The sequence below is a fragment of the Enorma sp. genome (genome assembly GCF_982429025.1).
Genome location: NZ_CEWCAA010000079.1, coordinates 1 through 5,617 on the forward strand (window position 1 = coordinate 1; position 5,617 = coordinate 5,617).

3 protein-coding genes are annotated in these 5,617 nt (G+C 63.3%); 2 read left to right on the forward strand and 1 reads right to left on the reverse strand.

The annotated features are described in order from the left end of the window. Positions 1 to 248: 248 nt before the first annotated feature. Positions 249 to 872, reverse strand: a complete 624-nt coding sequence (locus tag AC1VS5_RS09390; RefSeq protein WP_368286082.1) for a TetR/AcrR family transcriptional regulator — start codon at positions 870 to 872, stop codon at positions 249 to 251. Between the two features lie 354 nt (positions 873 to 1,226). Between AC1VS5_RS09390 and AC1VS5_RS09395 the strand changes: the two genes are divergently transcribed. Further along, positions 1,227 to 1,928, forward strand: coding sequence for an ABC transporter ATP-binding protein (locus AC1VS5_RS09395; RefSeq protein ID WP_204666608.1), 702 nt, complete (start codon positions 1,227 to 1,229; stop codon positions 1,926 to 1,928). A gap of 9 nt (positions 1,929 to 1,937) precedes the next feature. Further along, a complete protein-coding gene (locus AC1VS5_RS09400) occupies positions 1,938 to 5,423 on the forward strand; it encodes an FtsX-like permease family protein (RefSeq protein ID WP_481218455.1) in 3,486 nt (1,161 codons plus the stop codon). Positions 5,424 to 5,617: the final 194 nt, after the last annotated feature.

The window sequence follows — 5,617 nt, forward strand, 5'->3', positions numbered from 1 at the left end:
GTTTGGGAGCTGTCGAGAGCCGTGAGCGGATTGATCGCTCCGGAGGTCCCGGCGTGGTTGACGTCCGTTAGGCCGTGGTCGCGCCGCAGGGTGTGTCTCGCTGTGCATCAAAGGCGATCCATGCTTGCCGCGTGGTGCCCGTCGCATGTGCGGATGCTGCCCCGCATCTCTTCGCGGCGTGCGGTCGTTCATAGGTGCCCCCGTACCTCTTGTTGTTCCCTAGCGATATTGTAGCAAGCGGCTTGCGATCAGTTGCTTACATGGCGCTGCGCGCATTCCTCGAGCGAACGCGATTTCGCTTTCCAAAGTATGGTGGCGATATCGCGTGGGTCATCGGGGCAACCGCGGCGGAGCCAAAGCCAGATTACCGAGGCAACGCCCGAGAGCATCATCTCGCGTGCATAATCCTCGGGCACGTCGCCATAGTCCACCGTGATGCCGTGACGGCGCGCGCTGCGCTCGACCAACTCCCCGATAAGCCTCTTCGTTTGTTCGTAGATGCGCTGGTCGGTTCCGTTGCCGGTGAGCGCCGCTATGAGAACGTAGTGGTCGCGCACGTAGATGAGGGCGCCGTGCACGCGCTCGAATGGGATGGGATCGGCCGTGTCGAGGACCGTCTCCGCGGATTCCCCGGCCGCCTCGTCGTCCTCGCCGAGAACGATGTTTGCGAGGTCGTCGAGCACACCATCGATCAGCTGCTGCACGAGGTCGTGCTTGTCAACATAATGCGCATAGAAGGTGCCGCGGTTGATGCCTGCTCGGCGCGTGATATCGCTTACAGAGATGGCTCCAAGTCCTCGCTCTGCAAGAAGCTCGGTAAGTGCTGCCCGAATGCGGGGCTCGGTGGTGGTACGTCGGACTCGGTTCGTCATGGCAGACCTCTCTCAGCGCTGCGTGTTCTTCATGTGTAGATAGTCCTTAAATCAACAGATGAGGAATATCTGTCGATGGACTTAAAACAACACGTTGTCTATTTTATTCCGCACCGAGCGCGGGATGCAACGGCTGACTCATCGAGGCACGGCGGTATGCCCACCCGAATGCAACGGCTGGCACGTCAGGGCGCGGCGGCTTGCCCATCGGGGCAGGTCGACCGACGAATCGGGATGCAACGGCTGGAACATCGGGGTGCAGCAGCATGCCCATCGGGGCGCCTGGAGCGCTCGGGTGCATTGAGGGAACGGGACGCGGGCGCGACTCGCGGAGAGAGTGAGAGGGTATAGACGATGGCCTACATTGAAGTGCAGGACGAGTGCAAGCGCTATCGGGCGGGCGGCAGCGTTATCTGCGCCAACGACCATGTGAGCTTCAGCGTCGAACGCGGTGAGCTCGCTATCGTGCTCGGCGCATCGGGCGCAGGCAAGTCCACCGTGCTCAATATCTTGGGCGGTATGGACACCTGCGATGAGGGGCGTGTCTCCATTGACGGGACCAACATCGCCGGATATTCGGCTCGGGAGCTCACGCGCTATCGGCGCGAGGACGTGGGCTTCGTCTTCCAGTTCTACAACTTGGTGCAGAACCTCACGGCGCGTGAGAATGTCGAGCTGGCGAGCGAGATCGTCCCCGATGCCCTTGATACCGCAGAGGTGCTCGCAATGGTGGGGCTGGGCAAGCGCATGAACAACTTTCCCGCGCAGCTCTCGGGAGGTGAGCAGCAGCGCGTGGCCATCGCTCGTGCCGTTGCGAAGAATCCCAAGATTCTTCTGTGCGACGAACCGACGGGGGCCCTCGATTACCGCACCGGTAAGCAGATCTTGCAGCTTCTGCAGGATATGAGCAGGGTGCGCGGGGCAACGACGGTAATCGTGACGCACAACTCGGCGATTGCCCCCATTGCCGACCGCGTGATCCATATGCACGACGGGCACGTGACGGCGGTCGAGCTCAACGAGCGGCCGCAGGCCATCGCGGATATCGAGTGGTAGGTGGGGCGGATGAGCAGGAAGAATAGGAAGGTACCGCGCGGCAAGCGCATGCTTTGGCGCGACATCAAGCGCACGGTAGGCAAATCGCGCGGGCGCTTCGTGTCGATCGTGTTACTCATGGCCCTTGGTGCCTTCGCGCTCGTGGGTCTCAACGTGGCGGGCCCGGATATGCGCATCACGGGCAGGCATTACTTCGACACATACAACGCGGCGGATCTCACCATCATTGGCGGTCTGGGCATCGACGAGAGCGATGAGGCCGTGATCGAGCGGGCATCGGGCATCTCGGATGTCGAATATGGCTACATGAAGGACGTGACGGTTGCAGACACGCATAATGCGGTGCGCGTGAGCTCGCTGCCGGAGCGCATCTCGCAGTATGAGGTGGTCGAAGGCCGGCTTCCCGAGGAAGCAGACGAGGTCGCGATCTCCGCGACCATAGCGGCTGAGCATCCGGTGGGTTCGACCATCGTCTTCGCCGAGGAGGAAGACGTAAGCGGTGATTACGCGCTCGCGCGGCACGATTTCACCGTGGTGGGCGTGGTGAACTCGTCGGAGATCGTCTCGAACCTCAACATGGGCCAGTCTCAGGCGGGCACTGGCGATCTTGCCGGCTTTGCCGTGGTGGCCGACGATGCATTCGACGTTGACTATCACATGGTGTCGCGCTTGCGTTTCGACGACACCGAGGGCCTCGACCCGTATGGCCAGGAGTATCTGGATAGGGTCGCGGCGCATAAGGAGGAGCTCGAGGAGTTGCTCGAGGGCCGCGGGGCGCACCGGCTTGCCGTGGTGCAAGGCCAGTTTGACGAGCAGATCGCCGACGGACAGGCGCAGGTCGACGATGCGCGTGCGCAGCTTGATGACGCCGCAGCGGAGCTCGCGGACGCCTCCGCCCAGCTTGCGGATGCTCGCGAGCTGATTGCATCCTACGAGGGCGAGCTCGCGGACGCCGCCGCTCAGCTTGCGGATGGCCGCGCCGCGCTCGATGCGACGTGGGACCAGCTTGCAAGCGCGAAGGTTCAGCTCGATGACGGGCGCAGCCAGCTTGCGGCAAGTGAGCGGCAGCTCGCCGCGGCGGCCCGGCAGCTGGAGAGCGGCAGGCAGGAGCTTGCGGCGAAGCAGCAGGTATACGACGAGGGGGTTGCCGAGGCCGACGCCGCGCAGCGCGAGATCGATGCGGCGCGCGCGAAGCTCGAAGAGGGCAAGGGCCAGTATGAGCAGGGGATTGCGCAGCTTGAAGAAGCGGTTCGGAAGACTGAGGAGGCGGGCGGCGACGCAACGGAGCTCAAGGCTCAGCTCGACAATCTGAATCGCGCATACGACGCCTTCATGACGGTCGACGCCGATCCCGATACCACTGGCAACGATGGCGGCTATACCGCCTGCACGGCGTTGCTCGACGCCTCCCAGGCCGAGCTCGACGATAAGCGCGGTGAACTCGCAGCGGCTGCCGAGCAACTCGAGGCGGCGAGCGCGGAGCTCTCCCAGAAACAGCAGGAGTATGACGCCGGATACGCTGCGTACCAGCGGGGTGTCGCTTCGTACAACGAGAACCTCGGCGCCTACCAGAGCGGGCTCGCCGCATGGCAGGCGGGGGCGGAGGAGCTTGCCGCCAAGACGGGCGAATATGATGCCGCTGCGGAAAAGATCGACGCGGCGCGAGAGGAGCTTGCCGCGAATCAGACGGCCTACGAGGACGGGCTTGCCCAGTACAACGAGGAGCTTCCCGGAGCGGAGCAAGAGATCACCGACGCCGAGCAGGAGCTGGCAGACGCCCGCGAGGCGCGCGACAGCATCGATTCGCCCCTGTATACCGTTTATAACCGCCGCGAGGTCCCCGGTTCAGAGGGCTATACCGTCTACGCGACCATCTCCGAGATCGTCGATGCCATCGCTCGCATCTTCCCGTACTTTCTCTACTTCGTGGCCGCGCTCGTGACCTTCACCACCATGACGCGCATGGTCGATGAAGAGCGCATCAACGCCGGCACGCTCAAGGCGCTCGGCTACGACGACCGCGATGTCATCAAGAAGTTCTCGTTCTACGGTGCGGTCGCGGGCCTTACGGGCACGGTGATCGGTGTGCTTGCCGGCCATACGCTTCTGCCCCTCATCGTGTGGGCCGCGTACGCGCATGCCTATACCATGCCGCTCATCGAGCTCCATATTTACCCCGGGGTGACGCTGCTTGCGTTCGCGTTCTGCTTTATCGCCGCGGTGCTTCCCGCCATCATCGTGGCTAAGCGGGAAGTGCGCGAGAAGCCCGCGGCGCTGCTATTGCCCAAGCCCCCTGCGGCGGGGTCAAAGATTCTGCTCGAGCGCGTGGGGCCGGTGTGGCGCCGCCTTTCCTTCACGCAGAAGGTCACGGCGCGTAACCTCTTCCGCTACAAGAGCCGTGCACTCATGACCATCGTAGGCGTTGCCGGCGCCGCGGCGCTCCTCTTTACCGGCTTTTCCGTGCAGCATTCCGTGGGTGGCATTGGTGACCGGCAGTTCGGCGAGCTCATCGACTACGATCTTATCGTGGCCGAGGGCACGCACGTGTCGGACGAGGAGCAGGCGGCGATCAGCGAGGTCCTTGCATCGGATGAGGTGTCGAGCTATGCGCCCATCCGCTACGAGAGCGTCTCCAAAGAGGCGGGCGACAAGGGCGACACGCAGAGCATCACGCTGCTCGTGGCGCAGGACGGCATGGACCTCTCGGATTACATCGACCTCAGGAACCGCGTGACGGGCGAACCGCTCAGCCTGCCCTCCGACGGCGCCGTGATCTCAGAGCGCCTGGCGGACCTCACGGGTGTCGAGGTGGGTGATACGCTTACCTTCAAAGATGCCGATGGGGCCGACCGCGAGGTGCGTGTTTCGGGCATCTGCGAGATGTACGTCATGCATTTCATGTTCATGAGCGAGAGCTGCTATGAGCAGGTATTCGGGCAGGTATTCGATTCGAACGCTTACGTGGCCAAGCTCGCCGACGGCAGCCTCTCGAACACGCAGACCATGGCGGCCCGCTTCATGGGGCTCGACGGTGTGGCGGGCGTGGTGCAGAACACGATGTATATCAACCAGGTGAACACCATCGTGCGATCGCTCAACATGATCATGGGGGTGCTCATCGTCGTCGCGGCGATGCTCGCGGTGGTGATCGTCTACAACCTTGTGACTATCAACGTGAGCGAGCGCATCCGCGAGCTTTCGACCATCAAGGTGCTCGGGTTCTACGAACGGGAGGTGACGATGTACATCTATCGCGAGACCATCCTGCTCTCGTTGATCGGCGTGCCGGTGGGCTGGGGTGCGGGGCGCATCCTGCAGCTCTACATCATTCGCGCGGTGCCGCCCGAGGAGCTCATGTTCAACCCGGCATGCGGTGCGCTGGCCTTCCTGATGCCGGTGATCGTGGTGGCAGCCGTGGTGATCGTGATGTATTTCGTGGTGAACAGGAGGCTTCGGAACGTGGACATGCTGGAGGCACTCAAGAGCGTGGACTAAGGCAAGGTGCACGCTTCCGTCGGGGATCGAGGGGACGGGCAGCGTCCGTAACCCGCATCCCCTCTCGCCGACAGCCCTGTAAGGCCTAAGCGCATGGCATCCTTCTGCGCACGCGGCGGCCCTTGCCCCGAGCGCTTCCGCAGCAGTTCGGCCATGCCGAACTGCGGGGACCAGCGAGGGAGCAAGGGCCGCCG